We start from the raw sequence: 16,753 nt of genomic DNA on the forward strand, positions 1-16,753 counted from the left end.
AGCTGTTGCACTTCGTTTACGGCGTGCTCAAGTCGGGTCAACCCTTTGACCCGAAACTTGCGCTTGCCCGGTGAGGCTCAAGACGGTATCTACAGGTGCGATCTTTTGACCCGCCAATCGGGCAATGACCTTCCCTGCCCCGAAGCCTATAATGCCGGCCTTCAGTTCCCCTTGCCCGCTTTCGGAGCCCGCATGACCCAGGATCAACTCAAACAGGCAGTGGCTCAGGCCGCCGTCGACTTCATCCTTCCAAAACTCGACGACAAGAGCATCGTCGGGGTCGGCACCGGCTCCACCGCCAACTGTTTCATCGATGCACTGGCCCTGCACAAGGGTGCGTTCGACGGTGCGGTTGCCAGCTCCGAAGCCACCGCCGCGCGCCTCAAGGGCCACGGCATTCCGGTGTATGAGCTCAACACCGTCAGCGACCTGGAGTTCTACGTCGACGGCGCCGATGAAAGCGACGAACACCTGAACCTGATCAAGGGTGGCGGCGCCGCCCTGACCCGCGAGAAGATCGTTGCGGCCGTGGCCAAGACTTTCATCTGCATCGCCGACGCCAGCAAACTGGTACCGGTCCTGGGCGCGTTCCCGTTGCCGGTCGAAGTGATCCCTATGGCCCGCAGCCACGTGGCCCGCGAACTGGTGAAACTGGGCGGCGACCCGGTTTACCGCGAAGGCGTGTTGACCGACAACGGCAACATCATCCTCGACGTATTCAACATGCAGATCACCAACCCGGTCGAGCTCGAGACCCGGATCAACGCTATCGTCGGCGTGGTCACCAACGGCCTGTTCGCCGCCCGTCCGGCAGACTTGTTGCTGCTGGGCACGAGCGAAGGCGTGAAAACCCTGCGCGCCGAGTAAGGCGAACACGGATTTGTGGTTGGCACTATCCCCTGTGGGAGCGAGCTTGCTCGCGATAGCGGTGTGACAGTCGACATGGATGTTGAATGTTATGACCTCATCGCGAGCAAGCTCGCTCCCACATTGGTCTTGCGGTGCCTATCAAGGTTGTGGTGGTTTCTTGAAGACGTAAAACAGGTTGGGCTCGCTGACCAGGTACATCGTGCCGCTGTGGTCCATAGCGATTCCTTCAGCTTGCGGCACCGTCTTGCGCAAACCCTGAAGTCCCTTGTTCAGCGACATCGTGCTTAACGGCCGACCGTCGATATCCAGTTCCAGCACCCGATGCGACTCATCCGACAGTGCCAGTAAATGGCCGCTGCGCTCGTCATATTGCAGGCTCGACAGATCACGCACGAACAGCCCGGCATCGCGCTTGGGGTTGTTGACCACGTGCACCGCATAGAACTTCTCCGGGTTGTAATGCGGGAAGCCCTGCACTTCATAGATCAGCATCGGGTCGCGCTCCTTGGCGACGAACAGCCGCTTGCCCACTGAATCGTAGGCCAGGCCTTCAAAGCCCTTATTGCTGCTCATGTGCACGCCAAGGGTCATTTGCTCGGCATCCGAGGCGTCCAAAAACTCCGCCTCATCTGTCAGATGGACCTTGATCAGGCGCTGTTGATACTCATCGGCGATCACATAGGTGTCGGCGCTGATGAACTCAACGGCTTGCGGGTCGCCAAAGCCGACCAGCGCCACGCGGCGCAGGATTTGCCCGTCGAGGGACAGCTCGATCAGTTCGGGTTTTTTATTGGTGACGGTGAACAGGCTTTTGCGCACCGGATCAAACGTCAGCGCCGAAACGTCAGCGCTCAGCCCATCAATGACCTTCGCCTCGACAACCACCTGGTACTCGTTGAGCGCGATGGACTGAGCGTCGGCCGGGTGCAACCAGGCTTGCAGGTTGAACCCGCCGCGCTCGAACAAACGATAATGTTGCCCAGCCGCGCCCAACGCCACGACTGCGACGAAAAACACGATCAGCACAAAGGGTTTGGGGCGGGCAAGGCGACGCATGCAGGCAAGCTCGAAAACCAAAGAGCAAGGTCAAAAGATCGCAGGCTGCGCCAGCTCCTACGGGGGAACGGCGAAGGCTGCGATCTTTGGTTTAGCGAACGCTGCTCTTGAAGCTGCCGGCGCCCGGCAGTTCCAGCACCAGCTCATCGCCAACGTTCAACGGACCAACGCCTGCCGGAGTGCCGGTCATTATCACGTCACCGGCTTGCAGCGAGAAGCAGCCCGCCATGTGCTGGATCATCGGCACGATCGGGTTGAGCATCGCGCTGCTGTTGCCGTCCTGGCGAACTTCACCGTTGATGGTCAGGCGGATACCGATATCGGTCAGGTCCGCGAAGGTGCTGCTGACCACGAACGGCGCCAGCACGCAGGCACCGTCGAACGACTTGGCGATTTCCCACGGCAGACCTTTGGACTTGAGCTCGGCCTGCTTGTCGCGCAAGGTCAGGTCCAGCCCCGGTGCAAACCCGGAGATCGCGTCCAGCACTTCTTCGCGGCTCGGCCTGGTCGACAATGGCTTGCCGATCAACACCGCGATTTCCGCTTCATAGTGGACCGAACCACGCTCGGCCGGAATCGCAAAACCACCTTCCAGCGGCACCACGCAACTGCCCGGCTTGATGAACAACAGCGGCTCGGTCGGCACCGGGTTATCCAGCTCCTTGGCGTGTTCGGCGTAGTTACGCCCGATGCACACCACTTTCCCGACCGGGAAATGAATACGCGTACCGTCGACATACTGGTGCTGATAGCTCATTACCGACTCCTGCCTTATTGATTCATCAGGTACAACTGCTTCAAACAGCGAAGATCTTGCCCGGGTTCATGATGCCGTTCGGGTCGAACACCGCTTTGACCGCTTTCATGTATTCGATTTCAACCGGCGACCGGCTGTACGTCAGGTAATCGCGTTTGGTCATGCCCACGCCATGCTCGGCGGAGATCGAGCCGTTGTACTTCTCGACGGTTTCGAACACCCACTTGTTGACGGTCGCGCACTTGGCGAAGAACTCGTCCTTGCTGAGGTTTTCCGGCTTGAGGATGTTCAAGTGCAGGTTGCCGTCGCCGATGTGGCCGAACCAGACGATTTCGAAATCCGGGTAGTGTTCGCCGACGATCGCATCGATTTCCTTCAGGAATGCCGGGACTTTCGACACAGTGACCGAGATGTCGTTCTTGTACGGCGTCCAGTGGGAAATGGTCTCGGAGATGTATTCGCGCAGCTTCCAGAGGTTTTGCAGTTGTGATTCGCTCTGACTCATCACGCCATCGAGCACCCAGCCTTCTTCGACGCAGTGTTCGAAGGTTTCCAGCGCATGGTTAGCCACTTCTTCGGTGGTCGCTTCGAATTCCAGCAGCGCATAGAACGGGCAATCGGATTCAAACGGCGCCGGCACATCACCACGCGCCAGGACTTTGGCCAGAGCCTTGTCGGAGAAGAATTCGAATGCGGTCAGATCGAGCTTGCTCTGGAACGCGTGCAGCACCGGCATGATCGAATCGAAGTCGGCAGTGCCGAGGACCATCGCGGTGAGGTTTTTCGGGGCGCGATCAAGGCGCATGGTCGCTTCGACCACGAAACCCAGGGTGCCTTCGGCGCCGATGAACAGTTGGCGGAGGTCGTAACCGGTGGCGTTCTTGATCAGGTCACGGTTCAGTTCCAGCAGGTCGCCCTTGCCGGTCACCACTTTCATGCCAGCAACCCAGTTACGGGTCATGCCGTAGCGAATAACCTTGATCCCGCCGGCATTGGTGCCGATATTGCCGCCAATCTGGCTGGAACCAGCGGAAGCGAAGTCCACCGGGTAGTACAGGCCTTTTTCTTCGGCCACGTTCTGCAAGTGCTCGGTGACCACGCCCGGCTGGCAGACCGCAGTACGGTCGGTCAGGTTCACGTCGAGGATCTGGTTCATATAGTCGAAGGAAACCACCACTTCGCCATTGGCCGCCACGGCAGCCGCGGACAGCCCGGTGCGTCCGCCGGACGGCACCAGCGCAATCTTGTGCTCATTCGCCCAACGGACGATGGCCTGGACCTGCTCGGTGGTCTTGGGGAACACGATGGCCGTCGGGGCCGGGGCGTAATGCTTGGTCCAATCCTTACCGTAAGCATTCAGGGAGTCGGCATCGGTCAGCACCTTGCCAGGCTCAACCAGGGTCTTCAGCTCTTCAATCAGGGCGGGATTGGTCATCGACAGAACTCTCGAACAATTCATGGTCATCCTGAGTACGCTTCACGTCGCAGGAATGAGTGTTTGCGGGGTGCATATGCTAGCATACCGCCCCCGCAGGATAGTGCCCAAAGGCTGTTCTGCGGCGACGGCTTTCCTGCCGCTCGGGTCAGCGTCTGCTGGCCACTTCCCTGCCATTTTTCTCCGGGACACAGGTTTACGCAGATGAGCAAGACTTCTCTCGATAAGAGCAAGATCAAGTTCCTTCTTCTCGAAGGCGTCCACCAATCGGCTGTCGACGTCCTCAAGGCGGCGGGCTACACCAGCATCGAGTACCTGACGGGTTCTCTGCCGGAAGCCCAGCTGAAGGAAAAGATCGCTGATGCTCACTTCATCGGCATTCGCTCCCGCACTCAACTGACCGAAGAAATCTTCGATCACGCGAAGAAACTGGTGGCTGTTGGCTGTTTCTGCATCGGCACCAACCAGGTCGACCTCAACGCTGCTCGCGAACGCGGCATCGCTGTCTTCAACGCACCGTACTCCAACACCCGTTCGGTGGCCGAGCTGGTGCTGGCTGAAGCGATCCTGTTGCTGCGCGGCATCCCTGAGAAGAACGCTTCCTGCCACCGTGGCGGCTGGATCAAAAGCGCGGCCAACTCCTTCGAAATCCGCGGCAAGAAGCTGGGTATCGTCGGTTACGGCTCGATCGGTACGCAACTGTCGGTCCTGGCTGAAGGTCTGGGCATGCAGGTGTACTTCTACGACACCGTGACCAAGCTGCCTCTGGGTAACGCCACCCAGGTCGGCAACCTGCACGAGCTGCTGGGCATGTCCGACATCGTGACCCTGCACGTACCGGAAACCGCTGCCACCCAGTGGATGATCGGCGAGAAAGAAATCCGCGCCATCAAGAAGGGCGGAATCCTGATCAACGCTGCTCGCGGCACCGTGGTCGAGCTGGACGCCCTGGCGGACGCGATCAAGGACAAGCACCTGATCGGCGCGGCCATCGACGTATTCCCGGTGGAGCCACGCTCCAACGACGAAGAGTTCGCAAGCCCGCTGCGTGGCCTGGACAACGTGATCCTGACCCCGCACATCGGCGGCTCCACCGCTGAAGCACAAGCCAACATCGGCCTGGAAGTGGCTGAAAAGCTGGTCAAGTACAGCGACAACGGTACGTCGGTGTCCTCGGTCAACTTCCCGGAAGTGGCCCTGCCGGCGCACCCTGGCAAGCACCGTTTGCTGCACATCCACGAGAACATCCCGGGTGTGATGAGCGAGATCAACAAGGTTTTCGCCGAAAACGGCATCAACATTTCCGGTCAGTTCCTGCAGACCAACGAGAAAGTCGGCTACGTCGTGATCGACGTCGACGCCGAATACTCGGACCTGGCGCAAGAGAAGCTGCAACACATCAACGGCACCATTCGTTGCCGCGTGTTGTTTTAAGGGCAGCTACAAGCTTTAAGCTTCAAGCGGCAAGTCGAGGTCTGGCTGTTGCTTGAAGCTTGAAGCCAATGAAAAGGGAGACCCGCGGGTCTCCCTTTTTGTTGGCGCTGCCTTTATTTCACTGTCACAGTGATTTTTTTCGAGACAATCGGCGCGTCGAACGGCACGTGGTTCTTGTCGCCCAGTTCCAGTTGCAAAGTGTGCTTGCCCGGCGTCAGGGTCACGTCGGTTTCGGTCTGGGCTTTGCCGAAGTGCAGGTGGTTGGCGTCCGCCGGGATCGGCATGTTCTCGGCCGGTAATTTGTCGACGTCGATCAGCAGGTGATGGTGCCCGGTATGTGGGGTCTGATCGCCTGCTGGCGCCAGGGCAATTTTTTCAACCGCGAATCTGACCTTGAAGGTTTTGTCTACGGTCGCACCGTCCGCCGGAGAGACGATATACACCTTCGCACCCTCTGGGGCCTTGGTCCGGGGGACGTCCGCGGCGCTCACCAGCATCGAAGCGCTGAGCATCAGACCGGTGAGAACTGCACGTGACATAAAGGTTTTCATTCTTTTCTCCAGTTTTGAACTTAATCTTTACGGTTGTGACAACTTCGTAGCAATTCGTTGTCGAAGCACCTCAACACCCTGGTAAAGCGCACCGAAACAGCGCGTCGCACATAATGAATTCAAGGAGTGACCATGCGCTTTCTGCCTGGCCTGATATTGTTGCTGCCCCTTGTGAGCCCTTTTGCTCACGCCGAACTGATCGACGATGTAAACGACCGTGGCGAACTGCGCATTGCGCTTGAAGCCAACACACCACCGTTCAATTTCAAGGAAGACGGCAAGCTCAGCGGCTTCGAAGTCGAACTGGGCCAACTGCTGGCCGTTGAGCTGGATGTGCGCGCCGACTTCGTTGTCACTGATTCAACCGATCTGCTGCCGGGGGTCGAGAGCGGCAAGTACGACGTCGCCATCAACCACATAGCACTGACCCCGGAGCTCAAGGATCGTTTCGACTTCAGCGAGCCTTATAGTTATTCAAGCGCACAATTGATCGTTCGCCAGGAAGAACAACGTCCGCTCGGCACTTTGTTGGCACTCAAGGGCCAGGCCCTGGGTGTAGCGCAAGGCAGCCAGTTCGTCGAACAGGCGCGCGGCGTTGAAGGCATTGACCTGCGCAGCTATCCCGATGCGCAGCAGCCACTCAAGGATGTGGCAGACAAGCAGATCGACGCGGCCATCAGCGATCGCTTGCTGATCCCCTACGCCATTCGCGACAGTCGTCTACCGGTAAAAGAAGGTGCCAAGGTCGGTCCAACCCTGAGCCTGGCGATTCCGTTTCAGAAAGGTAATCCGGCGTTCCAGGCCAGCCTCGACCGGGCCCTGCAACGGATCAAGGCGGACGGCCGGCTGATGGCGCTGTCGGAGAAATGGTTCGGCATGGACGCAAGCCAACCGCCGAAACCGTAATCCAATGGAGATCCAATGTGGGAGCGGCGGTGCGGCGATCCGACTTGCTCGCGAAGAGGCCATCACATTTAACATTGATGTTGTGTGACAGACCGCTTTCGCGAGCAAGCCCGCTCCCACATTAGTTATGTGAAGGCTGTTGGATGAGTTCGGCCAACGCGACCGCAGCCTCAGCCAACTCCAGCTCGCTGAACACCTGCACCCCATTGCGGGTCAGCAACGCAGCGGTGACGCCCTCGCCGCTGACCTTGACCCCGCTGAAGGTCCCGTCATAGGTCAGCAGGTTGCCGCAGGACGGGCTATTGGCCTTGAGCACGGCGATGCGGATAGCGTGTTTTTGCACCAGTTCCAATGCCTGATGGGCACCCGAGAGAAACTCGGCGCTGACGTCCTCGCCCTCGGTCGTTATCACTCGCGCAGTACCGTCGAGCACCTGAACGCCCTGCCCGCCAGGAATTTCCGCCGCTGCCCGTGGCGTTGGCAAACCGCCGGCAACTTCCGGGCACAAGGGAATCACCCGACCTTCGGCGATCCACTGCTCCAGCTGATTGAACGGCCCACTGGCCCCGCCGTCGTAACGTACGCGGTGGCCCAGCAGACAACGACTCACCAGGATTTTCTGCATGATCAGAACGGCTCGTTGCCGCGCCGGCGAAACCAGCCCGTCAAGGACAGGCGTTCGCGGGTCGCGGGCAGGACTTCATGGGGCACTTCACCCGACAGGAATACCACCAGGCAACCGCCGGTGGGCACCACATCGTGCGGGGCTCTCCCCTCCAGATACATCCGCAACTGGCCGCCATGCTTCGGCAGCCAGCCGTCGTTGAGGTAGATGACCGCTGAAACCATGCGCCGGTCGTCGTCACGAAAGCGGTCGACGTGCTTGAGGTAATACGCCCCCGGCGGGTACAGCGCGAAATGGCTTTCGAAATCCTCAAGCCCGAGAAACAACCCACGGTTCATTGCCTCACGCAGACTGTCCATCAACCCCAGATAGCTGTCACAGGCGTCGACCTGCCCGGGCTCCAGCCACTGAATATGGTCACCGCGAATGCCTTCGCGAATTTCCGAGAAAGGCCCACGCCCCACTGCCGCCGGCGCCAGTTCACCCTCGGCCGCACGTTTACGGCACTCAGCTGCCAGTTCCAGGGTCAGAGCCTGGGGCAGGAAAATATTCTGCTGCGACCAGCCGTGTTCAGCCAGGTCGTCGACGATACGTAACAGCAGCGGGTGATCAGAGGGTATTTGCATGGCGCGCATAGTATTCCTGCGCCAGCAAATCCGACAGAGCCGCATAGCGGAGGATCGTCGGATAAGCTGATGGACCTGATACGAATTCTCGACAACCTGTGTCCGGCCCCGGAGAATAGTCGCCTGCTGACAGGAGTCCTTATGCGCCGTTTGCTTTTTTCACTGTTGATGCTCTGCACTTTGCCCACCTGGGCAGACGGCCACGACCAGTTGTACAAGGTCGCCGGTTGGCCAGACCAACGCGCGCATTTTAACGATGCCCTCGCCGCCGCCCAGCAGCGCTACCAAAGCAGCCTGCCGCCCGCGGTGTTCCAGGCCCTGGTCGATAACAGCAATCAGCGCTTTGCCCCGCAGGCCATGGACCGTCGAGCCGAAGCACAACTGCGCAAACACCTTGCCGATCCTGCACCTGCGCTGGCGTTTTTCCAGTCGCCACTGGGGCGCAAAATCATTGCTGCCGAGCTGCTGGCGACCCGCCGCGACCAGTTGGCGAAGAACGCCAAGGGCCTGCCGAAAGTCGAAGCCAGCGACACCCGTCAGTTGATCATTGGTCATTTGGCCCAGGCACTGCCGGCGCGCGAGGCTGGGGCTGAAGTCAGCCTGGCGATTGCCGGTGTGGCGGCCGACAGCCTGAGCCAGATGATCCCCGGCCTGCTCGGCGGCGGTCAGGCCCAAGGCATGCTGAACGGCCAACGCCAGCGCTTGATGGAACAGATCGGCTCCGACTTGAACAACACCCTGCTCTACGTTTATCGCGATTTATCGGATGACGAACTGGAGGAGTTCGCCACGTTTGCCGAGTCCTCTGAAGGCAAGGCTTATTATCAAGCGGCGTTGGCGGCGATTCGGGCTGGGCTGGCGGTGGGGCAAAGTACGTCGAGCCTTAGCCAATAATTTTCGGCATCTGGAAAATCGCCATCGCGAGCAGGCTCGCTCCCACACTGGATCTGTGAACGACATAAAACCAATGTGGGAGCGAGCCTGCTCGCGATGACGTCATAACAGTCGCTAGGAATTTCTCCCCTTCATCCGCTTGGTCAAAAACCCGAAATACTCCTGGCGCAACGCCTGGGTTTCATTTGCCAGATGATGGCGGGCCTCGGGCAGCTTCAACACCTGCGGCCGATCGAACTTGCCCCCCAGCACTTCAAGGTTGTGTTCCCAGTCCACCGTCATGTCCGCCTGCCCCTGGATGATCAGTGGCCGGCGACTGCTGCGCGGAGCCGCTTCGATACGCTTGATCCACCGCGCCAGCGCCCCGACCCAGGCGGTCGGCAAGCGCAGCGGCTGTAACGGATCGGCTTGCAGGAAGGGCAAGAACGCCGGGTCGTTGGTGTTCTCGCTGAAACGCCGGGCGATGCCTTTGACGAAAGGCCTCATCAGGTAATAACTGAACTGCGACCAACCCCAGGAGCGCGGCCGAACCAGCGGCGAAAGCAGCACCACCTGCCCTTGCGCCGGACTGTCTGCACCTTGGTTCAGCACATGGTCGATGACAATCGCGCCGCCCGTACTCTGCCCACACAGGTGCCACGGTTGCGGCAGGTCGAGAGAGTGCGCCTCATCGAACAACCCTTGCAGCGCCGCCTGATACTCGGCGAAATCCTTGATGCTCGCGCGCTCGCCGCTGGACAGTCCATGCCCCGGCAAATCGCAGGCAATCACCACGAACCCCTGATCCAGCGCCCATTCGATCACATGCCGATAAAGGCCCATGTGATCGTAGAAACCGTGGAATACGAACATCGTCGCCACCGCCCGCTGCGGCCACCAGACCTGGCTGACCAACTGATAGCCACCGACCTTGAAATTACCGAGCCCACGTTTGACCGGCACGCTGTGCTGCGGGAAATCCAGCCCATAAAAATGCTGATAGGCCTGCGCCTCCTCCGACAACGGCTGCGCCTCGGCCAAGGGCCGCAGGCTGGCACGCAGATGATCGGGGTTGAAGGTCGCAGGCATGACGAATTTCCAGGCAAAGCGCGGAGCGCGAAACAGACTTTATGGCCCTGCGATATTCATCTGTCGCGGCAAGCATGGCAAGCTACGCGACCTTCAAGGATGGTTCCGTATGCGCCCGCACTACCGCACGACACTGCTTGCCTGCCTGCTCGCCCTTGTGTGCGCTGGTGTGCTGTGGGTCGCGTATGACTGGTTTCAGGGGCGCTACCTGCGAGCGTTCAGCTCACACACGGCGGTGTTTTCCGGAGATCCACTGAGCCTTCCCGCCAACCTCGCCGGCCCCGGCCCGATTCGCGTCGTGCATTTCTGGGACCCGGCCTGCCCGTGCAACGTCGGCAATCAACAACACCTGGCCGAACTGCTTGAGCACTTTGTGCCGCAAGGCGTCGAGTTTTACGCGGTACAGAAACCCGGCAGTCATGGTCAGTTACCCAGCACCTTGAGCCGCCTGAAAACCCTCGACGCCCTGCCAGGCTCCGAGCAGATCCCCGCCAGCCCAGCGGTAGCGATCTGGGATCGCAGCGGCAAACTGGCGTATTTCGGGCCGTACAGCGAAGGCCTGACCTGCAACTCCAGCAACAGCTTCATCGAACCGATCCTGCAAGCCCTGAGCGAAGACCGCCCGGTGAATGCCACGCATACCCTGGCGGTGGGCTGCTACTGCCCGTGGGCGACGGCCAACGAAACACGTTAGGGCATTCCGGACTTTTCAAGGAAAGTGATGCCCGGCGCACAAGGTCTGTGCTAAATGTTGACGGCCCCGGCTGGCGGCAACCCCGAAGAACAAGGAGTCACAATGAAACGCGTCCTGACCCTACTGGCCCTGCTACTTGTCGCCCTCGCGGCAGGCGCTGGCTGGTACGTGTACAGCAAGCAACCGACGCGTCAGGGCCAGGTGGAACTGCAACGCCTGCAAGGCTCGGTGACGGTGCGCTACGACGAGCGCGGCGTGCCGCATATTCGCGCCGAGAACGAAACCGACCTCTATCGCGCCCTCGGATACGTACACGCCCAGGACCGGCTGTTCCAGATGGAAATCATGCGGCGCCTGTCTCGTGGCGAACTGGCCGAAGTCCTCGGGCCAAAACTGCTCGACACCGACAAACTGTTCCGCAGCCTGCGCATCCGCGAGCGCGCCGAGAGCTACGTGGCCGCACTCGACCGCCAGTCCCCGGCATGGAAGGCTCTGCAAGCCTATCTGGACGGGATCAACCAGTATCAGGACAGCCACGCCGCACCGGTGGAGTTCGACGTACTGGGCATCCATAAGCGCGCGTTCACCGCTGAAGACAGCGTCAGCGTCGCCGGCTACATGGCCTACAGCTTTGCTGCGGCGTTTCGCACCGAACCGTTGCTGACCTATGTGCGCGATCATCTGGGCAGCGATTACCTGAACGTCTTCGACCTCGACTGGCAGCCCAAGGGCGTGTTGGCCAAGCGTCAATCCAGCAAGGCTCCAACGCTCTCCGCCACTGACTGGAAAGACCTCAACGCCATTGCTCGTCTGAGTGAGCAAGCGTTGGCCGACAACGGCCTGCCGCAGTTCGAGGGCAGCAATGCCTGGGTGATTTCCGGTACTCGCACCCAAAGCGGCAAACCGCTGTTGGCCGGCGATCCACACATTCGCTTTTCGACACCGTCGGTGTGGTACGAAGCGCAACTGTCGGCGCCAGGTTTCGAGCTCTATGGGCACCATCAGGCATTGGTGCCTTTTGCCTTCCTCGGCCACAACCTGGACTTCGGTTGGAGCCTGACCATGTTCCAGAACGACGACCTCGACCTGATCGCGGAGAAGATCAACCCGGACAATGCCAACCAGGTCTGGTATCACGGCAAGTGGGTCGACATGGTCAACACCGAACAACAGATTGCCGTGAAGGGCCAGGCGTCCGTCACGTTGATGCTGCGTCAGTCGCCCCACGGCCCGATCATCAACGACGTGCTCGGCGCCAGCGCCGGCAAGACGCCAATCGCCATGTGGTGGGGGTTCCTCGAAACGCAGAACCCAATCCTCGAAGCTTTCTACCAGCTCAATCGCGCCGACACCCTCGCCAAGGCCCGTGCGGCGGCGGCCAAGATTCATGCGCCGGGGCTGAATATCGTCTGGGCTAACGCCAAGGGTGACATCGGCTGGTGGGCTGCGGCACAACTGCCCAAGCGCCCGGCCGGGGTCGATCCGGGGTTTATTCTCGACGGCAGCACCAATCAGGCTGACAAGGAAGGTTTCTACCCGTTCAGCGCCAACCCGCAGGAAGAGAACCCGGCACGCGGTTACATCGTCTCGGCCAACTTCCAGCCGGTTTCGCCGACAGGCATGAAAATCCCTGGCTACTACAACCTGCCGGATCGCGGTCAGCAGCTCAACCGCCAGCTCAGCGACAAGAGCGTGAAGTGGGACGTCGACGCCAGCCAAAAACTGCAACTGGGCACCACCACCGGATACGGCCCTCGACTGCTGGCGCCGCTGTTGCCGGTACTGCGTGAAGTGGTCAGCGACCCGCAAGAGTTGAAACTGGTCGAACAGCTGGCGCAATGGAAAGGCGATTACCCGCTGTACTCCACCAGCGCCACTCTGTTCAACCAGTTCGTGTTCAACCTGGCCGATGGGGCGTTTCACGACCAGCTCGGCGACAGCTTTTTCGAGACGCTGCTCTCGACGCGTGTGATCGATGCCGCGTTGCCACGGCTGGCTGCCTCCCCCGATTCACCGTGGTGGGACAACCACCATACGCTCGGCAAGGAAACCCGTGCCGACATCGTCAAAGCCGCGTGGCAGGCAAGTATCGCCCACCTGAAAACCACCCTCGGCCCTGACCCGTCGCAATGGCTGTGGGGCACCGCTCACACCCTGACCCACGGCCATCCGCTGGGCATGCAAAAACCGCTGGATCTAATCTTCAACGTCGGCCCGTTCGAGGCCCCCGGCAGCCACGAAGTGCCGAACAACCTCTCGGCCAAAATCGGCCCGGCACCGTGGCCAGTGACCTACGGCCCTTCGACCCGGCGGATCATCGACTTTGCCGACCCGGCCCACGGCCTGACCATCAACCCGGTCGGCCAAAGCGGTGTGCCGTTCGATTCACACTACGATGATCAGGCTGAGGCCTACATCGAAGGCGTCTACCATGAGGCGCATTTCAACGAAGAAGAAGTGACGGCCAATACCCGCAGCACCCTGAAGCTGTTGCCAGCGCGGGTGGCGCAGTAGGTCGAGATTTTTGTTGGTAGGGCTGCCGTCATCGCGAGCAAGCTCGCTCCCACACTTGATCTGCTTCGTACACAAATACTGTGTCCGCTGAAGATCTAATGTGGGAGCGAGCTTGCTCGCGATGAGGCCCTGGCAGGCAACACAAATCTAAATCCCCCGGCGCTTCGCCGTAGGTTTCCTTGAACTTCTTGCTGATCGAGTTCATTTGCGACGATTGGATAAATAACTGAGCGGATCGGGCAAACGCAAACTGCCCGAGTGGACAAAACTGTACGTGTCGCCACCGTACCGCTCAAAGCATCGCCGCAAAATTCAGCCGAAATTGCTGCGGTGTTACGCCCAGCCGCCGGTTGAACACGCTGCGCATGTGCTGGGCATCGCGAAAACCGCATTGGTACGCGACGGTCTTGAGCGGTGCCCGCGAGCTTTCCAGCATCACCCGGGCGGCATCCACCCGCGCCTGCTCAACGAACTCTGCCGGGGTGACTCCGGCTTCCCGGGCAAATACCCGCGAAAAATTGCGCGCGCTCATGTTGGCCGCCGTGGCCAGGTCGGCGATGCCCAGGTCACCGGTCAAATTGGCCAACACGTAGTGCTGAACCCTCGCCACCGGCGACGTCGCTTCGGCGTGCGGTGTCAGAAACGGGCTGAACTGCGATTGCCCGCCGGAGCGCTGGGTGAACACCACCAGCCGCTTGGCCACACTCAATGCGACTTGCGGGCCGTGGTCCTTGGCCAGCAAGTACAACGACAGATCAATCCCCGCCGTGACGCCCGCCGAGGTGAAGAGCTCCGCGTCCTCGACATAGAGCCGATCGGCTTCGACCCGGGTCGACGGACACAACGCCGCCAACGCGGCGGCATCGCTCCAGTGCGTGGTCACCGTACGCCCTTCAAGCAGCCCGGCGCGGGCCAGCAGGAAGGCTCCGTTGCAGATCGAACCGAAGCGCTGTGAACGCGCACTCGCCTCGCGCAACCAGCCATGGAACGGCGCGCCGAAATCCTCGAGCGGCAACCTCGGCCCTCCGGCCACCAACAGCAAATCGTAAGGTTCCAAAGCCTCGCTGAAATGCCGATGAGCGTGCAGCGCCAAACCGTTCGAGCACGGCATCACGCCGTGTTCGAGCCCGATAACTTGCAGTTGATAGTGATCTTCTGGCGCGAGGAACCGGTTAGCCTCGGAAAACACATCCATGGGACCCGTGACGTCCAGCGACTGGACGCCGGAGAACACCACGATGGCAACGGATTTACTCATGGGACGAAACGCCTTCAATGGCATTGATATGAATGTCAGCCATCACAGGATCCGTAGCAGCTGCCGAAGGCGGCGTTCGGCTGCGCAGCAGTCGTAAACCCTGTGCACGCTTTACTCTTGAAAGACCGCTGCGCCTGATTTCACGGCTGCTGCGCAGCCGAACGCAGCCTCGCAAGCTCGACAGCTGCTACAGAGCTGCGACCGTTCGGAAATCTGACTCACACCCTAGCCAATCCACAACCAATAAGCGAACTGGCACGAAGTGCACGCTGATTGGCCGGGATCGCAGCCTCGTGTCGATTGTTCGCGCTCATCTGCCAGAACAGACTGGATTCATCAGCGCCGCCACGGCGTTTCCCACGAGGCAACTACCATGAGTAGCATCATCGCCGGCATCAAAATCCCCGACAGTGCCCTCGCCCGAGCCACTACCGAGTACATCCGCGACATCGAGTCCGACCTGCTTTACCACCACTCGCGCCGGGTGTTTCTGTTCGGCGCCTTGAGCGGCGAACGCCAACAGTTGGCTTACGACCCGGAGCTGCTGTACGTCGGTGCGATGTTCCATGACCTGGGCCTGGTGGACGGTTATCGCAGCGATGACGAACGCTTCGAGGTCGACGGCGCCAACGCGGCCGCAGCCTTTCTCAAACCGTACGGCTTGAGCGATGACGACATCGAACAGGTCTGGTTGTCGATTGCTTTGCACACGACGCCGGGCGTACCCAAGCATTTGCGGCCGACCGTGGCGCTGGTCACCGCCGGCGTGGAAATGGACGTGCTGGGGATGAACTACGCGGCGTTCCCAACTGAGCAGCGTGAAGCGGTGGTGCACGCACATCCACGGGGTGAGGGTTTCAAGGAGTGCATCATCTGCGCCTTTGCCAACGGCCTGCGCCATCGTCCGCAAACCACCTTCGGCAACGTGAAAACCGATGTGTTGGTGGATCAGGAACCGGGGTTCAAGCCGATGAACTTCGTCGAGGTGATTCGCACATCGCCTTGGGTGGCATAAAAACCTGTGGGAGCGAGCCTGCTCGCGAAAGCGATGTGTCAGTCGACATCTGCGTCGACTGACATGACCCCTTCGCGAGCAGGCTCGCTCCCACATTTGACCCGGATTAACCCGGCATCAGGTTTAAGCCGCTTCCGGTGCTTGTGCGCGGCGTACGTCCGGTTGTTTCCAGGAGTCCGCAGCGCCCTCTTCGATGGCTTGCTGGATCGCACGTTTGCGACTTTCTTCAGCACGGCGGCTGAAGAACCAGACCATGAAGGTGACGATCGACACCGCCAGCAGAATCAGGCTGGCCACGGCGTTGATCTCGGGCTTCACGCCCAGACGCACCGCCGAGAACACTTCCATCGGCAAAGTCGTGGAACCCGGCCCGGAGACGAAGCTCGCCAGCACCAGGTCATCCAGCGACAGGGCAAACGACATCATGCCGCCCGCTGCCAGCGACGGCGCGATCATTGGAATGGTGATCAGGAAGAACACCTTCCACGGCCGCGCACCGAGGTCCATTGCCGCCTCTTCGATGGACAGGTCCAGCTCACGCAAGCGCGCCGACACCACCACCGCTACATAGGCGGCGCAGAAGGTGGTGTGAGCGATCCAGATCGTCACCAAACCCCGTTCCTGCGGCCAGCCGATCATCTGCGCCATGGCCACGAACAGCAGCAACAGCGACAGGCCGGTAATCACTTCCGGCATTACCAATGGCGCGGTAACCAGGCCGCCGAACAGCGTGCGGCCCTTGAAACGGGTCACGCGGGTCAGCACGAAGGCCGCCAGCGTACCCAGCGCTACGGCGGCAATCGCGGTGTAGCAGGCGATTTCCAGCGAGCGCACCACCGAGCCCATCAGTTGAGTGTTGTCCAACAGACCGACATACCACTTGATCGACCAGCCCCCCCAAACCGTCACCAGTTTCGAGGCGTTGAACGAGTAGATCACCAGGATCAGCATCGGCAGGTAGATGAACAACAGGCCGAGCACCAGCATCAGGCTGGAGAAACGGAAGCGCTTCATTCTTTACCCTCCATTTCCTTGGCCTGACTGCGGGTG

General features: G+C 60.4%; 16 protein-coding genes. 7 read left to right on the top strand and 9 right to left on the bottom strand.

Annotated elements, in window-relative coordinates:
* Nucleotides 1–192 precede the first annotated feature (192 nt).
* A complete protein-coding gene (gene rpiA / locus ACIPIN_RS21205; protein WP_401121724.1) occupies nucleotides 193–867 on the top strand; it encodes a ribose-5-phosphate isomerase RpiA in 675 nt (224 codons plus the stop codon).
* A 141-nt stretch (nucleotides 868–1,008) separates the two neighbouring features.
* On the opposite strand, the gene ACIPIN_RS21210 is transcribed toward rpiA, so the two are convergent.
* The 3 genes from ACIPIN_RS21210 to ACIPIN_RS21220 form a co-directional block, all read right to left on the bottom strand.
* On the bottom strand, nucleotides 1,009–1,926 hold the full coding sequence (locus ACIPIN_RS21210) for an SdiA-regulated domain-containing protein (protein WP_401121727.1): 918 nt from the start codon (nucleotides 1,924–1,926) through the stop codon (nucleotides 1,009–1,011).
* A 91-nt stretch (nucleotides 1,927–2,017) separates the two neighbouring features.
* Nucleotides 2,018–2,683: a fumarylacetoacetate hydrolase family protein gene (locus ACIPIN_RS21215; RefSeq protein WP_401121729.1), complete on the bottom strand. Its 666-nt coding sequence runs from the start codon at nucleotides 2,681–2,683 to the stop codon at nucleotides 2,018–2,020.
* Nucleotides 2,684–2,723: 40 nt separating this feature from the next.
* A complete protein-coding gene (locus ACIPIN_RS21220) occupies nucleotides 2,724–4,118 on the bottom strand; it encodes an FAD-binding oxidoreductase (protein ID WP_401121732.1) in 1,395 nt (464 codons plus the stop codon).
* 204 nt (nucleotides 4,119–4,322) lie between these two features.
* On the opposite strand from ACIPIN_RS21220, the gene serA reads away from it, so the two are divergent.
* Entirely contained in the window at nucleotides 4,323–5,552 is a 1,230-nt protein-coding gene (serA, locus tag ACIPIN_RS21225) for a phosphoglycerate dehydrogenase (protein ID WP_401121734.1), read from the top strand.
* A gap of 113 nt (nucleotides 5,553–5,665) precedes the next feature.
* Here the strand turns inward: serA and ACIPIN_RS21230 are convergent, their stop codons facing one another.
* A complete protein-coding gene (locus tag ACIPIN_RS21230; protein WP_401121737.1) occupies nucleotides 5,666–6,103 on the bottom strand; it encodes a DUF4399 domain-containing protein in 438 nt (145 codons plus the stop codon).
* Between the two features lie 132 nt (nucleotides 6,104–6,235).
* Between ACIPIN_RS21230 and ACIPIN_RS21235 the strand changes: the two genes are divergently transcribed.
* A complete protein-coding gene (locus ACIPIN_RS21235) occupies nucleotides 6,236–7,009 on the top strand; it encodes a transporter substrate-binding domain-containing protein (protein ID WP_401121739.1) in 774 nt (257 codons plus the stop codon).
* Between the two features lie 121 nt (nucleotides 7,010–7,130).
* Here ACIPIN_RS21235 and ACIPIN_RS21240 read toward each other — a convergent pair whose 3' ends face one another.
* Nucleotides 7,131–7,634 carry a DUF523 domain-containing protein gene (locus tag ACIPIN_RS21240; RefSeq protein WP_401121742.1) on the bottom strand — a complete coding sequence of 168 codons (504 nt, stop codon included), beginning with the start codon at nucleotides 7,632–7,634 and terminating at the stop codon, nucleotides 7,131–7,133.
* A gap of 2 nt (nucleotides 7,635–7,636) precedes the next feature.
* Complete coding sequence (locus ACIPIN_RS21245) at nucleotides 7,637–8,269, bottom strand: 2OG-Fe(II) oxygenase (protein WP_401121744.1); 633 nt, start codon at nucleotides 8,267–8,269, stop codon at nucleotides 7,637–7,639.
* Nucleotides 8,270–8,401: 132 nt separating this feature from the next.
* On the opposite strand from ACIPIN_RS21245, the gene ACIPIN_RS21250 reads away from it, so the two are divergent.
* On the top strand, nucleotides 8,402–9,154 hold the full coding sequence (locus ACIPIN_RS21250) for a DUF2059 domain-containing protein (protein ID WP_401121746.1): 753 nt from the start codon (nucleotides 8,402–8,404) through the stop codon (nucleotides 9,152–9,154).
* 114 nt (nucleotides 9,155–9,268) lie between these two features.
* On the opposite strand, the gene ACIPIN_RS21255 is transcribed toward ACIPIN_RS21250, so the two are convergent.
* Complete coding sequence (locus ACIPIN_RS21255) at nucleotides 9,269–10,222, bottom strand: alpha/beta hydrolase (RefSeq protein ID WP_401121749.1); 954 nt, start codon at nucleotides 10,220–10,222, stop codon at nucleotides 9,269–9,271.
* A gap of 109 nt (nucleotides 10,223–10,331) precedes the next feature.
* Between ACIPIN_RS21255 and ACIPIN_RS21260 the strand changes: the two genes are divergently transcribed.
* Nucleotides 10,332–10,916, top strand: a complete 585-nt coding sequence (locus ACIPIN_RS21260) for a DUF6436 domain-containing protein (RefSeq protein ID WP_401121751.1) — start codon at nucleotides 10,332–10,334, stop codon at nucleotides 10,914–10,916.
* Between the two features lie 102 nt (nucleotides 10,917–11,018).
* A complete protein-coding gene (locus ACIPIN_RS21265; RefSeq protein ID WP_401121754.1) occupies nucleotides 11,019–13,430 on the top strand; it encodes a penicillin acylase family protein in 2,412 nt (803 codons plus the stop codon).
* Between the two features lie 292 nt (nucleotides 13,431–13,722).
* On the opposite strand, the gene ACIPIN_RS21270 is transcribed toward ACIPIN_RS21265, so the two are convergent.
* Entirely contained in the window at nucleotides 13,723–14,688 is a 966-nt protein-coding gene (locus ACIPIN_RS21270; RefSeq protein ID WP_401121757.1) for a GlxA family transcriptional regulator, read from the bottom strand.
* Nucleotides 14,689–15,061: 373 nt separating this feature from the next.
* Between ACIPIN_RS21270 and ACIPIN_RS21275 the strand changes: the two genes are divergently transcribed.
* The gene (locus ACIPIN_RS21275; RefSeq protein ID WP_401121759.1) at nucleotides 15,062–15,703 is read left to right on the top strand and encodes an HD domain-containing protein; all 642 of its coding nucleotides are present in this window, start codon (nucleotides 15,062–15,064) and stop codon (nucleotides 15,701–15,703) included.
* Between the two features lie 123 nt (nucleotides 15,704–15,826).
* Here the strand turns inward: ACIPIN_RS21275 and ACIPIN_RS21280 are convergent, their stop codons facing one another.
* Nucleotides 15,827–16,717 carry an ABC transporter permease subunit gene (locus ACIPIN_RS21280; RefSeq protein WP_401121761.1) on the bottom strand — a complete coding sequence of 297 codons (891 nt, stop codon included), beginning with the start codon at nucleotides 16,715–16,717 and terminating at the stop codon, nucleotides 15,827–15,829.
* Nucleotides 16,718–16,753 lie beyond the last annotated feature (36 nt).

The sequence above is a fragment of the Pseudomonas sp. NPDC087697 genome, from assembly GCF_044743155.1.
Classification (GTDB): Bacteria; Pseudomonadota; Gammaproteobacteria; order Pseudomonadales; family Pseudomonadaceae; genus Aquipseudomonas.